Genomic DNA, 17,341 nt, shown 5'->3' on the forward strand with positions numbered 1-17,341 from the left:
GACGTGCCGTGCCGCCACGGGCGTCGCTGTCCACGGTGACGGCCCGGGCCGCGCGCTGCCAGTGAGCCGCGCACCGGCCACCCCTGTGTTTCACAGGTCGAAACATGCGTTTCGCACGACTTCTCCGTGCTTTTGCACACTGGCCGGGCCCCGGCCTGCAGGAGCAGGATTCGGGTCCTCGTTCAATCCTCCCGACTGCCGGCAGGAGAGCCCCATGCGCACAACAGCGGTGGACGTGCGGGTACCGGACGACGGCGGGCCCGCCGCGGCCACGCCCGCTCCTGCCCCGACTCCGGCGTTCCGGCGGCACCTGCGGGCGGAGGTCCACGCGGGCAAGGGCGCCTACCTGTTCTCCGAGCAGGGCGTCATCGCGATGCACGGGGCCAAGATCGAATCGCTGGCGGCCCTGCTGGACGGCACGCACGACCTCGACCGGCTGCTGCGCGGCCGGCCGGGGGGAATGGCCCCGGAGGAGGTCGCCGCGCTGCTGACCCAGCTGGTCGACGCCGGCCTGGTGACGTTGCGCAAGCCGGCCGGGGTCACCCGGCCGGGTGACGAGCGCGCGCTGGCCTACTGGGACGCCTGCGGCATCGACGCCGACGTCGTCGCCGCGCGGCCGGGCACCGCGGCGCTGATCGCGGTGGGCGACAGCGCCGCCGGCACCGACCCCGGAGCCGTCGAGCGGGCACTGGCCGACGCCGGTATCGAGGTCCTGCCCGCGGACGCCGGCGTCGCCGACCTCTCGATCGTGCTGTGCGCCGACTACCTCGACCCGCGCCTGGCCGTGATCGACGCCGAGCACCGCCGGACCGGGCGGCCCTGGCTGCTCGCGCGCCCGTCCGGGGCCCAGGTGTGGATCGGCCCGGTGCTCCAGCCGGGGGAGGCGTGCTGGCACTGCCTGACGCACCGGCTGTGGGGCCACCGGCACGCCGAGGCGTGCGTGCAGGAAGAACTTGGCCACGCCGGCCCGGCGCACCGCCCGGTGTCGGCGCTGCCGTCGCTGACCGCGGCCGCGGCGCACCTGGTCGCGCTGGAGGCGTCCAAGTGGCTGGCCGGCTACCGCCATCCCGGCCAGCAGTGCGTGTGGACGCTGGACACGCTCGACCTGCAGGGCCGGCTGCACGAGCTGCGCCGCCGCCCGCAGTGCCCGGACTGCGGCGACCCGTCGCTGGTGGCCGGGCGCACGGACCGCCCGGTGGTGCTGCAGCCGGCGAAGAAGGCGACCACCGGCGGTGGCGGGCACCGGACGACCACGCCGGCGGAGATGCTGAGCCGGCACCGCCACCTGGTCAGCCCGGTCACCGGGATCATCAAGGAGATCCGGCCCGACCCGGCCGCGCCGTCGTTCGCCAACGCCTACCGCTCCGGGCCCAACGTCGCCCGCGGGGTCACCGGGATGGCCGCGTTGCGCGCCGGGTTGCGCTGCGAGAACGGCGGCAAGGGCGTCAGCCCGCTCGACGCCGAGGTCAGCGCCCTCTGCGAGGCGGCGGAGCGGTTCTCCGGCAACTTCCAGGGCGACGAGCTCCGCATCCGCGGCTCCTACGCGCAGCTGGGCGAGGAAGCCGTCCACCCCAACGAATGCATGCTCTTCGACGACCGGCAGTACCGCGACCGCGCGGCCTGGAACCGCGCCCACGCGGAGTTCCAGGGGGTCCCCGCGCCGTTCGACCCGGCGGCCGAGGTCGACTGGACGCCGGTGTGGTCGCTCACCGGGCAGCGCCGCCTGCTGCCGACGTCCTACCTGTACTACGGCATCCCGCGGGAGCACGCGACGCCCGGGGTGCGCGCGGACTCGAACGGCGCCGCGGCGGGCAGCAGCCTGGAGGACGCGATCCTGCAGGGCGCGCTGGAGCTCGTCGAACGCGACGCGGTGGCGCTGTGGTGGTACAACCGCACGCCGGTGCCGGGCGTCGACCTCGCGTCCTTCGGCGACCCGTGGCTGGAGGAGATGTCGGCCGGCTACGCGACGCTCGGCCGCGAGCTGTGGGTCCTCGACGTGACGTCGGATCTCGGCATCCCGGTGGCCGTCGCGCTTTCGCGGCGGACCGACGGCCCGCACGAGGACATCATGATGGGCTTCGGCGCCCACCTCGACCCGCGGATCGCGGTGCGCCGGGCGGTGACCGAGCTCAACCAGATGCTGCCCGTCGTGCAGGCCGCGGGCCACGACGTCGACGACCCGGACGCGCGGCGCTGGCTCGCGTACGCCACCGTCGCGAACCAGCCCTACCTGCGGCCCGCGGCCGGGCAGCGGATGCGGGCCGCGGCCGACTTCCCGTACGTCAACCGGTCCGATGTTCGCGACGACGTCGAGGCGCTGGCCCGGCTGCTCGGCCAGGCGGGTCTCGAGCTGCTCGTGCTCGACCAGACCCGGCCGGACGTCGGGATCCCGGTGGTCAAGGTGCTCGTCCCGGGCCTGCGGCCGTTCTGGGCCCGGTTCGCGCCCGGCCGGCTGTTCGACGTCCCGGTCCGGCTCGGCCGGCTCGACGCGCCGACGCCGTACGAGGGCCTCAACCCGTTCCCGATGTTTCTTTAAGAGTCCCGCGGGAGGCTCAGTGCTCGTTGTTCCGCCCTAGGAGAATACCTTGCTTGCAGACGGCCTGGAGGGCAGTCCGGAGACCGTCCGGCTGTGGTCCCTGAGCGAAGACACCCTGCTGGAAGCGGGGGAGGACGACACGCTCGTCGCGATCACGTGGTGGGGCGAGTACGAGCTGGCGAGCATTCCCGAGGCGGTCCGCGAGTCGCTGAGCCGGCTGCTGCTCGGCCCGGTGTCGATGGCCAACCTGGCCTCGTCGGCGCGCGGTGGTGCCGAAGCCTGGGCCGGCACGCTGCGCCGGGTGCTCAACCGGCTGGCCGGCTCGGTCGTGCACTCGCTCGCGCTCAACGACGGCCGCGGTCCGCTGCTCTCGGCGATCCCGGTCACCCAGTCCCCGGTCTTCCAGGCCGAACCGGTGCCGCCCGGCCGGCAGGTCAAGCTCTCCCGGTTCTCGGCGATGCGCCCGGACGGCGGCGGGCTGCTGCTCGAGTCCCCCCGCGCCCGGTACCGCGTCGCGTTGCTGCGGCCGCCGGCGATGCTCGTGGTCTCGTCGCTGGCCGGTCCGGTCACCGTCGCGCAGGTCGCGGAGACCACCGGGCTGGCCGAGCCGGTCGTGGCCGACATCATCGCGTTCCTGGTGGCCGCGGGGGTGGCGCTGCTGGCCGACGACTGGGCGCGGTTCACCGAGGACACCGACGGTGACCTGGCCGTCTGGTCGCCCGGCGACCTGCTGTTCCACGCCAGGAGCCGGACCTGGCAGAAGGGCGGCCCGACGGACCCGGGGGCGCACCGCGAGGGCGCCGAGCCGCCGGTGGTCAAGCAGACCGCGGCCGGCTCGACCTTCCCGCTGCACCGGCCCAGCCCGGCGATGCTCCAGGCCAACGACCCGACCCTGAGCGAGCTGCTGGAAGACGACCACACCTGCCCCGAGATGACCGAGCGCGCGTTGTCCGCCGAGCAGATCGGGGAGCTGCTCTTCCGCGCCGCGCGGGTGCGCTCGGTCGGCCCGGCGTACCTGCCCGGCGGCCCGGCCCACGAGGCCTCCCAGCGGCCCTACTTCAGCGTCGCCTGCCTGTACGAGCTCGAGATCTACGTCGCGATCAACCGCTGCGTCGGCCTGGCGCGGGGGATCTACCACTACGACCCGCTGTGGCACACCCTGACGCTGACCAACGACGACGCCGGTGGCCTCGACGGCCTGCTCGACCTGGCCATGGTCGGGGCCGGCAGCCACCGCCGGCCGCCGGTGCTGCTGACGATGACCGCGCGGATGTCGCGGATCGCCTGGGTGCTGGGGAACGCCGCGTACGCGACGACGTTGCTGCACGTCGGTGCCCTGCAGCAGGTCCTCTACCTGACCGCGAAGGCGATGGGGCTGGCCGCGCACGCCGTGCCGGTCGACGCCGGGGACCGGGTCGACCGCTCGCTGAAGCTGGAGTGGCCGGCCGAGGTGAGCGTCGGCGAGTGCGTCCTGGATTTCCCGCCGTCGCGGTGACCTCCCGTTTTCCCGGACTTCCCTGTTACCTTGGAGTCTCCGGGATCCAGGGGGTATCTGGGAGGGCTCGTGGTTCAGCCGATACCGATTCGCGGGACGCGGCTCCAGGGGCCGGCCGCCGAGCCGCCTCCCGCGTTCGAGGACGAGCGGTCCGAGACTCGCACGCTCGTGTTCGCCGCACAGGTGGCGGCTGCGATAGGCGTGGCGTCGCTGGCGTCCCTGCCCGTGCTGACCGGCTCCCAGCCCGGGCTCGTCCGGCTGGCCGCGCCGGTCTGCGCCGCGGTGCTGGCGGTGGCGTACCTGGCCGGTTTCGGCCGCGGCCGGGTCCGGCGGCCGGTCGTGGTGCTGCTCCTGCAGGCGGTGATCGGCTTGATGCCGTTCGGTGCGTCGTGGAGCGTGGCCGGCGGGTTCTTCGCCGGGAGCGTGCTGCTGACGTTCCGGCCGGTCCTCGCGGTGCCCGGCGCGCTCCTGGCGTGCGCCGGGGCGGCGGTGGTCCCGGCGTTGCCGGGTGGCTCGGTCGCCGCCGGCCTGGCGGGCGCGGTGTCCGCCGGGGTCGCCACGCTCGCCCTGTTCGGGCTGGGCACTGCCGCGCGGCTGGTGGCCGAGCGCGGCGAGCAGGTGCGCGAGCTGAAGCGCCAGGCCATCACCGAGGAACGCAAGCGGTTCTCCAGCGACCTGCACGACCTGCTGGGGATGAGCCTTTCGGCGATCACCCTGAAGGGTGAGCTGGTCGACCGCCTCGTGCTCGGCAGGCCGGGCCAGGCCAAGGAGGAGCTCGGCGAGCTGCTGGTGATGTCGCGGCGCGCGCTGGCCGACGTCCGCACGATCGCCGCGGGCTACCGCGACCTGTCGATCGAGGACGAGTGCCGGGCGGCGGCGGCGGTGCTGAGCGCGGCCGGCACCCGGGTGACCGTGGCCCGCTCCGGGCTCGGCGGCCTGCCGCCGCAGGTCGCCACCGTGCTGGCCATGGTGCTGCGCGAAGGGGTGACGAACGTGCTGCGCCACAGCAGCGCGAGCTGGTGCGCGTTCTCCGTCAGCACCGAAGACGGCACGGCCTGGCTGGAGATCGTCAACGACGGCGCCGCGGGCGCAGCCTGCGACGGCGCGGACTCCGGCGCCGGGCTGCGCAACCTCCGCGACCGCGTACAGGCCCTGGACGGCGCCCTGACGACGGAAACGGGCCCGGACGGCACCCACCGCCTGCTGGCCGCGATCCCCGTGCGCTCAGGCCCGCAGCTCGCCCGCCGCCGCCGGGCAAGCTGAGCGGCTGAGGTGGGTGGGCGGGCTGAGGTGAGTGGGCGAGCCGATTGCCGGCTGCGCGGGCGGGCTGGGCAGCCGAGTTGAGCACCCGAGCTGAGTCCCCGGCTAAGCGGGCGAGCTGGGTGCGGGGTTGAGTGGGCGAGTCGAGTGCCTGAGCTAAGTGGACGCGTTGTGCGGTCGGGCTGAGCGCCCGCGCTGAGCGGGCGAGTTGAGTACCCGTGCTGAGTGGCCGAGTTGAGCGCCTGAGCTAAGTGCCCGGGTTGAGTGGGCGAGCCGAGCACCCGAGCTGAGCGCTCAAGCTGAGCGCCCGAACGCCCGGGCTGCGCTGGCAGGTCGCGCGGGCGAACTGAACATCCGCACTAAGCGCCCGAGCGCTTGTCGCGGCCCCTGGTCACATCGGACCGGTCAGAGCCACTCGGCTTCGGTGGCGATGCGGATGGCGTGTACCCGGTTGCGGGCGTTCAGCTTGGTCACCACGGCCGCCAGGTAGTTGCGCACCGTTCCCGCCGAGAGGTACAGCTCCGCGGCGATGTCGGCGACCGTGCGGCCCTTCGCGGCCAGGGACAGGATCTCGAGCTCGCGCGGGGTGAGCGGGCAGTCGTCGGTCTCCCAGGCCGCCAGCGCGAGCTCGCTGTCGATGAACCGGCGTCCTATCGCGACCGAACGCACGGCGTTGGCCAGCTTGTCCGACGGGGCGTCCTTCAGCAGGAAGCCGTTCACCTTGGCGTCCAGCGCCCGGCGCACCGTGCCCGGCCGGCCGAGGCTGGTGAGGATCAGCGTGTGGCAGTCGGGCAGGCTCTCGTGGATTTCGATCGCCGCGGACAGCCCGTCCTTGCCCGGCAGGTCGATGTCGATCACCGCGACGTCAGGCATCGCCGCTTTCGCGGCGGGCAGGATCTGGTCGCCCGAGGACACCTCGGCCACCACTTCGATGTCGGACTCCAGGTTCAGGAGGGCGACCAGGGCGCCGCGAACCATGTGCATGTCCTCGGCCAGCAACACCTTGATCACGCCGGTACCTCGCCCCCCAGTTCAGCGACTCCGTGTGGTGATTGTACGTCATTCGTCCCCGGTGCCGGTGTTTCGCGGACGCCGCTCGATCGTCCGGGTGAGAACGTCCGGAATTCCGCGGTTCCCGCCGGAGCGGGCCCGTGACGCGCGAGACCCGCCGTCCGCGCGGTGCGGACGGCGGGTCCACGGCCGGAAAAGCGGGCGTTCAGCTCGCCATCGGCCGGGATATCGCGGGCTGGCGCAGGTCCGGCAGCGCCAGCAGCACGGGCGGGTCGAAACCGTCCCGCGGTCGCATCCGGACGTCCGCCAGGCTCGCGGTGACGCCGCGGTGGATGGTCAGCGGTCCGGTCAGGCCGGTGAAGGGCCGCAGCGCCGTGTCGTCGGGCGCCGTGGTGCCGTAGGCGTGCGACAACACGAACCACGAACCGAGCGGGACGTTCGTCAGCGCGTAGGGCCCGGGCCGGGGCAGGATCACGTGCCGGGCCGGCGCGCCCTCGGTGATCCGGGCGGCGAAGAGCCCGATGAACACCGGCCCCACCTCGGCCGGCAGGGGCACCCGCAGCTGGCCCCGGATGGTCGCCTCCGAGCCGGGGCAGGCCTGCCGGTCGGACAGCCGCGGCGCGGTGCCGCCCAGCTGGCGGTAGCCGGACGGCGAAACGCCCACGCTGCCGCTGAACCGCGCGCTGAAGGTGCCGACGCTGTTGTAGCCGACCTGGTGACTGATGTCGGCCACCGAGGTCTCGGTGGTCGCGAGCAGGCGTTTCGCCTCGGCCAGCCGCAAGGCGGACAGGAAGCGGCCGGGCGAGAGCCCGGTGACCCGGAGGAACACCCGGGTGAAGTGGAACTTGCTGAACACGGCCGCACGGGCGAGGTCGTCGATCGTGAGCCGTTCGTCCAAGTGGTTGCGCATGGTCACGATGGCGCGAGCCACAGCTTGCCGGACGATCTCATCCATCGCGGGCCGTCCTTCCGACGTGGGAGCCGCCCTCCGGGCCTTCCCGACGAAGGCATCCGCTGCGGGCACTTGATTTCGACCAAAACTGTAGATCTGCGGACGTCTACTTCTTAAGTGCTCTGTGCACCGGTGCGCATGGGTTTCGCCGATGGTCGACATGCGTTTCGCACATCCGGGTTCGGCGGCCGCCGGACCGGGTAGTCCAACCATGACGAGATGTGCGTTCTGCACGCTGCGTAGCGGCGGGCCGTGACCGACCGGACGCGGATGGTGACGAAAGCCCCCGGATCGCTCCCGCGTCGATGGTTTGTTAGCCCATTCGGAGTCCCTCCCGAGCCGCGCGGAGCATGTGTAAGCCACAACGGCCCGGTGACACCGGCACTGGTTGTCAACGCATCCCTGAGCGACGATTTGTGGCACGTGGAGAATTCATCTTCGTCACTGGGGAGAACAACAATGACTGCACATGTTTCCGCCGACGTTCGCGCGCTTTTCTCGGATATGGGCATCGAGTTCGACAAGACGGCCACCGACCTGGTGATCGAACAGTTCGGACAGTGGCAAGAGGCCACCTCGGGCAGCCCGGCCCGAACCTGTTTCTGCCGGGCGGACGTCCTGGAAGCCGCCTGAGCGTCGTTTCCGCAGTTCCGCACCCGGCCCGTCGCTTGTGGACCGTCGCACAGTCCACAAGCGGGGCAAGCCGGAAAATTTCCCACCACGCTCGTTCGAGCCTCCGTCACCGGTCACCACAGGTAGCTGTCCGGTTGCGGATAGATCTTTTCCTCGAGCCGTCCCGGTGGGTGCCCGGACATTTCGCGATGCCGGCGCCAGTGGTGCCCGAATGGTGCAACCGATTCCTCGGGCAGAATGTTTAACTGGGGTTCTGGGGAATCGTGAGTGCGGAGGCATCCGTGATCAGAGTGCTCGTCGCAGAGGACATGCACATCGTGCGTGGGGCGCTGGTCGCCCTGCTCCGGCTGGAGCCCGACATCGACGTGGTCGCGGAGGTCGCGTCGGGCCTCGACATCGTGCCGATGGCCCGCGCGAAAGAGGCGCAGGTGGCGGTCATCGACATCGACCTGCCGGGCATGGACGGGCTCACCGCCGCCGGTGAGCTGCACGAACAGGTCCCGGACTGCCGGACGGTCATCCTCACCAGCCTCGGCAGACCCGGGACGCTGCGCCGGGCGCTGGACGCCAAGGTGGGGGGCTTCCTGCTCAAGGATGCGCCCCCGGACAAGCTGGCCAACGCCGTGCGAGGGGTCCTCGCCGGCCGGCGCATGGTCGACGGCGACCTGGCGCTGGCGGCCTGGGACTCGGTGGACTGCCCGCTCACCGCCCGGGAGCTGGACGTCCTGCGGATGACCGCGCAGGGCTTCGGGACGGTCGAGGTGGCCGCCCGGCTCTACTTGTCCGCCGGGACCGTCCGCAACTACCTCACGACGGTCGTCGCGAAGCTCAACGCCCGCAACCGGGTCGACGCGATCCGCATCGCCGAAGAGTCCGGCTGGCTGTGACCGCGGAAAGGTCTGGACCGAATGGTTCAGACCGCGTGGTCCAGACCGGGTGGTTCAGACCGGGACGACGGCCCGCAGCCGGAACCGGCCGTCCGGCTCGATCCCGGCGGTGAGCTTGCCGCCGAGGTCGGTGACCCGGTGGGAGAGGTTGCCGATCCCGCTGCCCGGGGACGCGTCGGCGGGCACGGCGACCGTGCCCGCGAGCCGCGGTGCGGGCACCCCGGCGGCCTCCTGCTCTTCCGAGCGGGTGGCGGGAACGCGGGCGGCGTCCCGCTGGACACCGTCGTTGACGATGTCGAGGCAGATCCCGTTGCCGGTGCGGCGCATCGCGATCTCGCAGCTCTCCACCTTGCTGTGGCGCAGCACGTTCGTGATGCCTTCGCGCAGGACGACGGCCAGTACCGTGCGCACCGTCGTGGGCAGCTCGTCTTCGAGCATCTCCATGCGCACCTTGACGTCCGCGGCCACCAGCACGGACTTCGCGGTGCGGGATTCACTGTCGAGGGACAGTTCCCGGTAGCCGCTGGCCACCGACCGGACGTCGGAGAGCGCCTGGCGGGTCAGGCCGAGGACCTCCGTCAGCTCCTCTTCGGCCCGGCCGCGGTCCAGCGGCAGCACCCGGGCGGTCAGCTCGCTCTTCAGCGCGATCGCGGACAGGCTCATGCCGAGCAGGTCGTGCAGGTCGCGGGCGAAGCGCAGGCGTTCCTCGGCGAGGGCCATCTCGGCCAGGCGCCGCCGGGTGCTGTCCAGCTCGGTGACCAGCCGGACCAGCCACAGCAGCCCGAACACGGCCAGCCCGGTCATCACGGTCGCGGCGGTGTAGAACACGGTGGAGGTGATGTCGGCGCCCGAGATCCGCTGGATCTCCGCGTAGGCGGCGATGTTCAGCGCGAAGAACGCCCAGCCCAGCACCGGCGGCAGGACCAGCAGCGCGCTGCCGATCAGCAGCCCGGGCAGGCTGACCCAGTTCTGCCCCAGCGGCAGCAGCGGGAGGTAGATCAGGCAGGCCTGGACGAACAGCATCCCGTAGCTCTGCGCCGAGCGCAGCTGGGTCGTCGGGCGGTTGAAGTAGGAGAACTGCAGGGCGAGCAGCGCCGCGATCGAGCCGACGACCAGGGCCAGGTCCCACGGCTGGTCGGTCAGCTGGAGCTCGTGCACGGTCGCGCCGAAGGCCATCATCGCCATGGTGAGCGGCAGCAGCCTGCGGATCCGCTTCGACTCGATCTGCGTCCGCTGCTCGCCCTCGTGCGGGGCGGGGGTGCCCTGGCGGCCGGGCACGGGCAGCTCGACGCGCAGCCGGAACCGGCCGTCCGCGTCGATCTTCGCGCTCGCGGTGCCGCCGAGCGCGGCGAACTCCCCGGGCAGGCTGGTCAGCCTGCTGTCCGGTGAGAGCGCCGGGGCGTCCGCGGTCATGCCGTCGTTGACGATCTCCAGGGTGACCTTGCCGTCCTGGTGCCGGACGTCGATCTCGCAGTGCTCGACGTCGCTGTAGCGCAGGACGTTCGTGACCCCTTCGCGGAGCACCTTGGCCAGCAGCGTGCGCGTCTGCACCGGCAGGTCACCCTGGTCGAGGTGGATCTGCACGGCGATCTCGGAGCCCGACAGCAGCGATTCGGCCGTCCGGGACTCCTTTTCCAGCGACAGCTCGCGATAACCGTGGGAGATCGCGCGGACGTCGGACAGGGTGCGCTGGGCGGTGGCGGTGATCTCGGCGAGCTCGGCCTTGGCGCGGTCCACGGACTTCCGCATCAGCCGGTGCGCGAGCTCGCCCTTGAGCGCGATCGCCGACAGGCTCATGCCGAGCAGGTCGTGCAGGTCGCGGGCGAAGGCCAGCCGCTGCTCCGCGACCGCGCGCTGAGCCAGTTCGGTGCGGGCCTCGTGGAGGTTGTGCACCATGCGCGCGAGCCGGGTCAGCAAGTAGAAGACCAGGCTGTAGAACACCGAGCCGGCCGCGTTGTACACGATGCTCAGCGGCGAGGCGTCGAAGAACCAGTAGATCCAGGCGACGCTGAAGAACACCGCGGTCAGTGCCGGCCCGGCGTACCGCGCCGGCAGGGCGAGCAGCACCGCCCCGCCGACGAAGACGGGCATGTCGGCCCACAGCAGCCCGAAGGTCAGGAGGGGGACGTAGGCCAGCACGACCATCACGGCGACCAGGATCAGGCTGGTGGCGGAGTCGTGCCGGACGGCCGGGCGGCTGAACCAGAGCAGCTGGATGGCCAGCAGCCCGCCGATGCCCAGCAGCGCGTAGGCGCCGCGCACGAAGCCGACCGGCCCCGGCAGCAGCAGCAGGTTGACCAGCCCGATCACGCTGAAACCGGCGACGACGGCGACGACGATGGCCGAGGCCAGGTAGGCGGCCAGCCGGGGCCGCCGGTCCGCCGCGGTCGTGCCGCGGGGTTCGGCGGTCACCGAACGTTCGGCGGCAGACTCGAGTGCGGTGACCGGAGACAATCAGGTGCCCCCTCCGGGATCGGCGCGGCGACGTGCCTGCCGGGACGCCCGGTCCGGGCGCGGTGTCGCTCTCTTACGGGTGGCTCTTTTACGGCTGATCTTAACGTACCAGAGCACACCGCAAGCGAAGAGAAGCGCGGAACACCGTTCCGACGACGGATTCGGCCGAATGGCCGCCACGGAGCGGCGAAGACCGGTCAGCGGCCGGCCGGCGCCGGCGGATAGCCGCCCTGCTCCGCGAGCAGGCCCAGGAACCCCAGCCGCGGCACGGTGACCGACCCCATGTGCAGCACCCGCCCGCCGGCCAGCCGGAAGAAGCTCAGCCCGGACTCGTCGTCCCACGAGTCGCCGCCCACGCCGGGCACGTACCGGGTCGCCGGGAAGTCGTCGGTGAACGCCGTGCCGGCGGCCGAGTACGCGGGCACGCCCCAGCCGAGGTAGCGCCGGTACTGCTCGACCTTCGCGTAGGGCGCGTGGGAGACGAGCGCCAGCTGCAGGCCGGGTCCGTGCAGGGCGGTGGCGATGTCGGCGAGCGGCACGACGTCCGCCGGGCCGCTGTGGTCGGCCATCGGGTGGTGCACGGCCAGGCGGTCGTGCCTGCCGAACAGCCCGGCCAGGGAGACGAGCCCCCGCGGGCCCTCGAACAGGTGGTGCGCCCCGGCCACGACCCGGGGGCGGTCCAGCTCCAGCACGGTCGGCTTCGTCATGACTCGTCCTCCCTGGCTGCGGTCCCTCTTCGGAGTGTGACCGCGCTGCACGGGCGGGCCCAGCGTTAGCCACCGGAACCGCAAGCTGGGAGACGCGCTCGGCCTTCGTGCCAGTTTCCGGCAAAGTCGTTCCAGTGCTCGTCACGCGCTGTCCGGAAGGGCCGGCACGCCGCCCGGAGCGGCCGACGCGGTGGCGGGAGCGGTCAACACGCCGCCCGCAGTGGCCGGCGCGGCACGCGGCGTCGACGGCGGAACCGCAAGCTGGGAGACGCGCTCCGCCGTTCCGGGCGCCGTGCCGGTCGTCGACGTCGTCGCCGGGGCTGCTCGACGGCCGTCGTGCCGGGGTTCCGGGTGGCCCCTAGGCTCTGCGTTCATGGCACGCTATTTCGACCTGCACCCGGAGAACCCGCAGCGCCGGGCGCTCGGCCAGGTCGTCGAGATCCTCCGGCACGACGGGCTGATCGCCTACCCGACCGACTCCTGCTTCGCGCTCGGGTGCCGGCCGGGCAACCGCGCCGGGCTCGACCGCATCCGCACCATCCGCAAGCTGGACCACCGGCACCACTTCACCCTGGTGTGCCAGGACTTCGCGCAGCTGGGCCAGTACGTCCACGTGGACAACGCGGTGTTCCGCGCGATCAAGGCGGCCACCCCGGGCAGCTACACGTTCATCCTGCCCGCCACCAAGGAGGTGCCGCGGCGGCTGATGCACGAGAAGAAGAAGACGGTCGGCGTGCGCATCCCGGACCACCGCGTCACCCAGGCGCTGCTGGCCGAGCTCGGCGAACCGCTGCTCTCGAGCACGCTGCTGCTGCCCGGCTCGGGCGAGCCGATGACGCAGGGCTGGGAGATCAAGGAAGAGCTGGACCACCAGCTGGAAGCGGTGCTCGACTCCGGCGACTGCGGGGTCGAGCCGACCACCGTGGTCGACTTCTCCTCCGGGGAGCCGGAAATCCTGCGCGTCGGCGCGGGCGACCCGGCGCTGTTCGAGTGACGCTTCGAGTGACGCTCAGCCTTCCAGCAGTTCCAGCCACTCGGCCGTGCGCCCGCCGGTGAAGGTCAGCGCGAGGTCTTCGGCGTAGCGGCGGCCGGTCACCAGGAGGCAGAAGTCCTCGGCCGGGCCGGCGACGCGATCGGTGGCGTCCTCCGGCCCGAAGTCCCACCGCGCGCCGGACGGGGCCCGCAGCTCGAACCGGAACTGCTCGGCGGGCGGCGTCGCCTGCCGGCGCAGGTAGGCGCGGTCCCTGGTGCGGACGCCGTAGTAGGCGACGTGGCCGATGGAGTCGTCCCGGCGGGGCCGGACGCCGAACGCGTCGGCGATGTCCTGGCCGGCGGCGAACACCTCGGTCAGCACGGCCGCGGCGAGCACGGACGGGCGCAGCGGGCCGTCGCTCCACGGCAGCTGCTGCTCCTTCGGGGCGGCGGCGAGCAGGGCGGTGGCCTTCCGCTGCTCGAGCAGCCACGTCAGGATCGCCTCGTCGAGCGAGTCGTAGGAGATCTGCGGGGTCACGCCGAACACGCCCGGGTTCTCGACGCTGAGCCGGACCAGCCGCGCGGTCGACGTCAGCCGGGCGAAGTACCCGGTGATGTCGGGTCCCGGACCGGGGCCGCGCCCGTGGCGTTCGGCCAGCTCGGCCAGCGCCTCGGTCTCGGCCTGCAGTTCCGTGAACACGTCGGCCATCGGTGCCACCTCCTGGTGCCGGGAAACCGCGACTGCCCCGGTTCAGGCTGGCAGGCGCGACCGCGATGACTCCACTTCCCGCTTGCGGCGTGGCATCACGGGCACCGCGCGCCTCGGCTAGGGTCGGGCCGCGGACCAGGCGCGGTGGCCGAAGGGAGCCGGGACGTGAAGTACCTGCTGGCGATGTACCTGAACCCCGACGTGATGGCGAAGCTGTCCGAGCGGGACATGGAGGCGATCACGACCGGGCACGGGGAGTTCATCCGCACGATCCGGGAGTCCGGCGAGATGATCAGCACGCAGGCGCTCGGCCCGGCCGGCGAGACCACCGTCGTGCGCGGGCGCTCGGGCCCGCCCGCGGTCACCGACGGCCCGTTCCTGGAGACCAAGGAATTCCTCGCCGGGTACTACCTCGTGGAGTGCGTGAGCAGGGAACGCGCGGTCGAGCTCGCGGCGATGATCCCGGACACCGCCTTCGACGGCCTCGGCGTCGAGGTGCGCGAGGTCGTGTTCTTCGCCGACGCCGAAGCCGAAGTCCCCATGGCGTGACCGCCGTCGCCGAGGTCCTGCGCCCGCTGGTGCCCTCGGTGCTGGGCGCGCTGGTGCGCCGGTACGGCCGGTTCGACGCGTGCGAGGACGCCGTCCAGGAGGCCCTGCTCGCGGCGAGCGAGCAGTGGCCGGGTGAAGGCGTCCCGGACAACCCGCGCGGCTGGCTGGTCACCGTCGCGTCCCGGCGGCTCACCGACCAGTGGCGCAGCGAGAGCGCACGACGCCGGCGTGAGGAGTCGGCCGCCGCGCGCGAACCGGTCGCCGCGGTACCCGGGCCCGGCGAGGAGCAGCCCGCGAACGCCGACGACACGCTGACCCTGCTGTTCCTGTGCTGCCACGCCGCGGTGTCGCAGCCGTCGCAGGTCGCGCTCACGCTGCGGGCGGTCGGCGGGCTCACCACGGCGCAGATCGCGAAGGCGTTCCTGGTGCCGGAGGCGACCATGACACGGCGCATCACCCGCGCGAAGGAGGCCATCGCCGCCGCGGGCTCGACGTTCGGCGCGCCGTCGCCGGACGACTTCCCGGAGCGGCTGCGCGTCGTCCTCCAGGTGCTCTACCTGATCTTCAACGAGGGTTACACGGCGACGTCGGGGGAGGACCTGCTGCGCGTCGAGCTGACCACGGAGGCGATCCGGCTGACCCGCGCGGTGCACGCCCTACGCCCGGACGAGGGCGAGGTGACGGGCCTGCTGGCGCTGATGCTGTTGACCCACGCGCGGCGGGCGGTGCGCACCGGCCCGGACGGCGAGCTGGTGCCGCTGCCCGAACAGGACCGCGGCCGGTGGGACGCGGCGATGATCGCCGAGGGCGCCGGGCTGATCCGGTCCGCGCTCGGCCGCGGACCGGTCGGGCCGTACCAGGTGCAGGCGGCGATCGCGGCGCTGCACGACGAGGCGCCCAGCACCGAGGAGACCGACTGGCCGCAGATCGTCGAGCTCTACGGCGTGCTGGGCGAGCTGATGCCGAGCCCGGTGGTGACCGTGAACCTCGCGGTCGCCCTCGCCCAGGTGCTGGGGCCCGACGCCGGCCTGGCCGTGCTCGACGAGCTCGACGGCGCGCCCGGCGTCGGTGCCCGGGCCGACGCCGTGCGGGCCCACCTGCTTGAACGCGCCGGTGACCCGGCCGCCGCGCGCGAGCACTACCTCCGGGCCGCGGACCGGACCGACAGCGGGCCGGAACGCCGGTACCTGCGGGCCCGTGCGGACCGGGCCGGCCGGGCGGAACCCCGGCCCTGACCCGGTCGCCGGGTCAGCGGACGACGATGCCGGTCGCCGGCTCCGGTGCCGCGGGGATGTGGAACAGCTGCGCGAACATCTCGAGGTCCGCGACGGCCCCTTCGATGCCGAGCTTGCCGGTGCGGGTCGCGTCGGCGGCGGTCAGCCGGCCGCTCATCAGGTCCAGCAGCGCGGTGCCGGCCGCCGCCTCGATCACCAGCTCGGCCCCGGGGAAGCGGCCCTCGCCGACCTTGACCGCGCCGTTCTCGACCAGCGCGTGCACGATCATCCGGTCGTCGTAGCGGATCTCGAAGTTGATCTGCACGTTCTCCGCGGCGTCGGAGCGGAACGTGGTGTAGAGCGACAGGATCGCCGCGTCCAGGGTGAACACCTCGTCGGCCTTCGGGGCGTTCAGCGAGCGGGCGCCCCAGAGCCCGAGGTCGAGCACGATGTGGTCGAGCTCGCTGCCGTACTGGGTCAGCTCGTAGACCAGACCGGCGTCGAGCTCGGCGCGGACGCGGCGGCGGAGCACGCCGGCGGCCTCCAGGTCGTTGAGCCGGGCCGACAGGATCGACGGCGGGATCTTCGGCAGACCGGCCTGCAGCTCGTCGTAGCGCTTCGCGCCGAGCACCAGGTCACGGATGATCAGCAGCGACCAGCGCTCGCCGACGAGCTCGAGTGCGCGGGCGATGCCGCAGAACTGTCCATAGGTACGCGTGTGCGGAGCAGACATCGGACTTCCTCACTTCGTTCTCGGGCGTGCGACGGAAACGGCCGGAGCCGGGCAAAGCGGTGGGTCAGCGGTGATCCCCTTCGGAGATCAGCTCGCGGTGCAGCACCTGGAGGTCGTCACACGGCTCGACACCCAGTTCGCCGGCCAGTCGCGACCGCAGCCGGCGGTAGACGGCCATCGCGTCGGACCGGCGGCCGCTGCGGCCGAGCACGCGCATCAGCTGGCCGTGCAGTGCTTCGTCCAGCGGGCTGCCGGTGGCCAGCGACCGCAGCTCGCCGATCAGCTCGCGGTGCTTGCCGCTGATGATCTCCGCTTCGATCCGCAGGTGCAGCACGCTGCGCCGCTGCTCCAGCAGTTCCGTGCGGTAGGCCGACAACACCGGTCCACAGTGGACGTTCGCCAGCGGCGGCCCGGACCAGAGGTCGAGCGCCGCCCGGTAGGCGTCGGCCGCCGCGGCGTGGCGCCCGGCGTCCTGGTGCTCGTGGCCGAGCTGCTGCAGCCGGATGAACCGGTGGGTGTCCACTCGCGTCGGGTCGATGTAGAAGGTGTAGCCGGACTGCTTGGTGGCCAGCATCTTCTCGCCGTCGGCGGCCAGCCCGTTCTGGTCGATGCACCGGCGGAGGTGGTAGACGTAGGTGTGCAGCGTCGTGCGCACCGTCCGCGGCGGGTTGTCCGACCAGAGCTCCCGGATGAGCGTGTCGATGTGTACCATCTTGCCCGGGCGCAGCACGAGCACGGCGAGCAGCTGCAGCACCTTGGGCGTGGTCGGCGCGTAGTCGACCCCGCCACGCAGCACTTCCAGCGGCCCCAGGACGGTGAACGTCACCCCGGTGTCGTCCGGCGGTGGCGGCGATTCGGAGTACATGACTGGCCTCCAGCGTATTCAGTGCGCCCCCGCACTCCCCAGTGGTGCCGCTCGTGTCGCGGGACGGCCGACACCGAGCTTCTCCCTGAATGTGACAGAGAGCCGGACCGGCGGCCAGTGAGGCACCCACCAGAGTCGAGGTGCGTTTGTCGGGTGCTCACGTGCGTCACGCAGGTTCGCGGTGTGCGTTTCGCACGGTCCGCCATTCGGCCTACCCTGGTCGTCCGTTTTCGCGGGTGTTCGCCGGAACGGACCAGGCACGGGCGCGCCGGGCCCGCCCACTCCACGCGTGCGGGCGTCCCGCACCCGCGCGCCGTGCGTTCCACACGGTCCGGTCGATGTGGATTCCCCGTGGCCGCCCGGA

Annotated in this window: 15 protein-coding genes; 8 read left to right on the forward strand and 7 right to left on the reverse strand. The window is 72.4% G+C overall.

Annotated features, from left to right (window positions below; all coding sequences use genetic code 11):
• Positions 1 to 214 precede the first annotated feature (214 nt).
• From OHS58_RS00205 to OHS58_RS00215, 3 genes are all read left to right on the forward strand, one after another.
• Positions 215 to 2,536: a TOMM precursor leader peptide-binding protein gene (locus OHS58_RS00205; RefSeq protein ID WP_328646761.1), complete on the forward strand. Its 2,322-nt coding sequence runs from the start codon at positions 215 to 217 to the stop codon at positions 2,534 to 2,536.
• A gap of 49 nt (positions 2,537 to 2,585) precedes the next feature.
• Positions 2,586 to 4,031 (forward strand): SagB/ThcOx family dehydrogenase, encoded by a 1,446-nt coding sequence (locus OHS58_RS00210; RefSeq protein ID WP_326943483.1) that lies wholly within the window; start codon positions 2,586 to 2,588, stop codon positions 4,029 to 4,031.
• 69 nt (positions 4,032 to 4,100) lie between these two features.
• Entirely contained in the window at positions 4,101 to 5,294 is a 1,194-nt protein-coding gene (locus tag OHS58_RS00215) for a sensor histidine kinase (RefSeq protein WP_328646762.1), read from the forward strand.
• A 402-nt stretch (positions 5,295 to 5,696) separates the two neighbouring features.
• Here OHS58_RS00215 and OHS58_RS00220 read toward each other — a convergent pair whose 3' ends face one another.
• Entirely contained in the window at positions 5,697 to 6,302 is a 606-nt protein-coding gene (locus tag OHS58_RS00220) for a response regulator transcription factor (protein WP_256475271.1), read from the reverse strand.
• Positions 6,303 to 6,507: 205 nt separating this feature from the next.
• Positions 6,508 to 7,257, reverse strand: coding sequence for a helix-turn-helix domain-containing protein (locus tag OHS58_RS00225; RefSeq protein WP_247055535.1), 750 nt, complete (start codon positions 7,255 to 7,257; stop codon positions 6,508 to 6,510).
• Positions 7,258 to 7,626: 369 nt separating this feature from the next.
• Here OHS58_RS00225 and OHS58_RS00230 point away from each other — a divergent pair, with 369 nt between their 5' ends.
• Together OHS58_RS00230 and OHS58_RS00235 are read left to right on the forward strand one after the other, a co-directional pair.
• Positions 7,627 to 7,887 (forward strand): hypothetical protein, encoded by a 261-nt coding sequence (locus tag OHS58_RS00230; protein WP_326943480.1) that lies wholly within the window; start codon positions 7,627 to 7,629, stop codon positions 7,885 to 7,887.
• A gap of 281 nt (positions 7,888 to 8,168) precedes the next feature.
• Positions 8,169 to 8,774, forward strand: a complete 606-nt coding sequence (locus tag OHS58_RS00235) for a response regulator transcription factor (RefSeq protein WP_247055533.1) — start codon at positions 8,169 to 8,171, stop codon at positions 8,772 to 8,774.
• Positions 8,775 to 8,828: 54 nt separating this feature from the next.
• Here the strand turns inward: OHS58_RS00235 and OHS58_RS00240 are convergent, their stop codons facing one another.
• Entirely contained in the window at positions 8,829 to 11,228 is a 2,400-nt protein-coding gene (locus OHS58_RS00240) for a sensor histidine kinase (RefSeq protein WP_442875508.1), read from the reverse strand.
• A 197-nt stretch (positions 11,229 to 11,425) separates the two neighbouring features.
• The gene (locus OHS58_RS00245) at positions 11,426 to 11,935 is read right to left on the reverse strand and encodes a DUF899 family protein (RefSeq protein ID WP_328646764.1); all 510 of its coding nucleotides are present in this window, start codon (positions 11,933 to 11,935) and stop codon (positions 11,426 to 11,428) included.
• 373 nt (positions 11,936 to 12,308) lie between these two features.
• Here OHS58_RS00245 and OHS58_RS00250 point away from each other — a divergent pair, with 373 nt between their 5' ends.
• Positions 12,309 to 12,929 carry an L-threonylcarbamoyladenylate synthase gene (locus OHS58_RS00250; RefSeq protein WP_247055530.1) on the forward strand — a complete coding sequence of 207 codons (621 nt, stop codon included), beginning with the start codon at positions 12,309 to 12,311 and terminating at the stop codon, positions 12,927 to 12,929.
• A 15-nt stretch (positions 12,930 to 12,944) separates the two neighbouring features.
• On the opposite strand, the gene OHS58_RS00255 is transcribed toward OHS58_RS00250, so the two are convergent.
• Entirely contained in the window at positions 12,945 to 13,616 is a 672-nt protein-coding gene (locus OHS58_RS00255) for a maleylpyruvate isomerase family mycothiol-dependent enzyme (protein ID WP_326943477.1), read from the reverse strand.
• Positions 13,617 to 13,781: 165 nt separating this feature from the next.
• Here OHS58_RS00255 and OHS58_RS00260 point away from each other — a divergent pair, with 165 nt between their 5' ends.
• Positions 13,782 to 14,165 (forward strand): YciI family protein, encoded by a 384-nt coding sequence (locus OHS58_RS00260; protein WP_328646765.1) that lies wholly within the window; start codon positions 13,782 to 13,784, stop codon positions 14,163 to 14,165.
• The gene (locus OHS58_RS00265; protein ID WP_328646766.1) at positions 14,162 to 15,400 is read left to right on the forward strand and encodes an RNA polymerase sigma factor; all 1,239 of its coding nucleotides are present in this window, start codon (positions 14,162 to 14,164) and stop codon (positions 15,398 to 15,400) included. The genes OHS58_RS00260 and OHS58_RS00265 overlap by 4 nt, the downstream gene beginning before the upstream one ends.
• Positions 15,401 to 15,413: 13 nt before the next feature.
• On the opposite strand, the gene OHS58_RS00270 is transcribed toward OHS58_RS00265, so the two are convergent.
• Together OHS58_RS00270 and OHS58_RS00275 are read right to left on the reverse strand one after the other, a co-directional pair.
• Positions 15,414 to 16,112 (reverse strand): helix-turn-helix domain-containing protein, encoded by a 699-nt coding sequence (locus tag OHS58_RS00270; protein ID WP_326943474.1) that lies wholly within the window; start codon positions 16,110 to 16,112, stop codon positions 15,414 to 15,416.
• A gap of 64 nt (positions 16,113 to 16,176) precedes the next feature.
• Complete coding sequence (locus OHS58_RS00275) at positions 16,177 to 16,977, reverse strand: AfsR/SARP family transcriptional regulator (RefSeq protein WP_247055522.1); 801 nt, start codon at positions 16,975 to 16,977, stop codon at positions 16,177 to 16,179.
• Between the last annotated feature and the right edge of the window lie 364 nt (positions 16,978 to 17,341).

The sequence above is a fragment of the Amycolatopsis sp. NBC_00348 genome (genome assembly GCF_036114655.1).
Lineage (GTDB): Bacteria > Actinomycetota > Actinomycetes > Mycobacteriales > Pseudonocardiaceae > Amycolatopsis.